The organism is uncultured Microbulbifer sp. (assembly GCF_947489355.1).
GTDB lineage: Bacteria > Pseudomonadota > Gammaproteobacteria > Pseudomonadales > Cellvibrionaceae > Microbulbifer.
The window spans coordinates 1-686 of sequence record NZ_CANLDD010000163.1 but is presented as its reverse complement, the minus strand read 5'-3'; the positions used below and the strand labels follow the sequence as shown (position 1 = coordinate 686).

Annotated in this window: 1 protein-coding gene; it reads right to left on the bottom strand. The window is 48.7% G+C overall.

Features of this window, described 5'->3' with window-relative positions:
• A partial coding sequence (locus tag Q1A48_RS21290; protein WP_299948870.1) for a hypothetical protein occupies positions 1-554 on the bottom strand: 554 nt, incomplete at its 3' end.
• Positions 555-686 lie beyond the last annotated feature (132 nt).

The following is a 686-nucleotide window of genomic DNA, read 5'->3' as shown; positions in this document are numbered from 1 at the left end:
GTACGGCAAGAGTTGAGAATGGTCTGTACCTGGTCGTGGAAATCTCTGGCTGCGGTTAGCACGGATTTTGTACGCAGCTCTAACGCTTCAATGTCTGCAATAAGCTCGGGATCGTCTATTAGATTGCCGCCGCTCATACTCGCAAGTGGTTTTGGTGCAGTAAATACAAGAGTCAGGTCTCTGCTAAAACTGACTCTTCTATCGATTCTCTTGCGCAGTGTTTCCATTAAGCCGCTGTTAAGCCAAGTACTCATAAATTGCACAGCATTGGAGTCACCATCGATACGCAGGGCTTCCTTAGCCCCCTTCTTTGCTGTAACGCTGGGGATGTATTGATGAGATTGAATGGCGATCCCCTGCTGGATGAGTTCCGGCCAGCGGGTTGAAGGAATGCCGGAAGCTGCACGCAGTTTCTTTTCGTACTGCTTCCAGAACACTGCATTAAGCCGGTCAGCCTCCTTGGCAATTGCACGGATTTCCTTCTCAACAGCCTTTGAGGTGAAAATTCTGGCGATGTTGTTACGCATCTCTTTAGTAATGGGAAAAGATTTCATGTCTTTACCTTGCTGCAGGTTTTAAAAGAGGGCCCATACAGGCGGCCCATACGGTTACAGCTGACTGAATGCGCCAGGGGCGCGGTGGAAATTTATTCCGATTTGCTTCCGTTCAAATATGCAACACGTTGG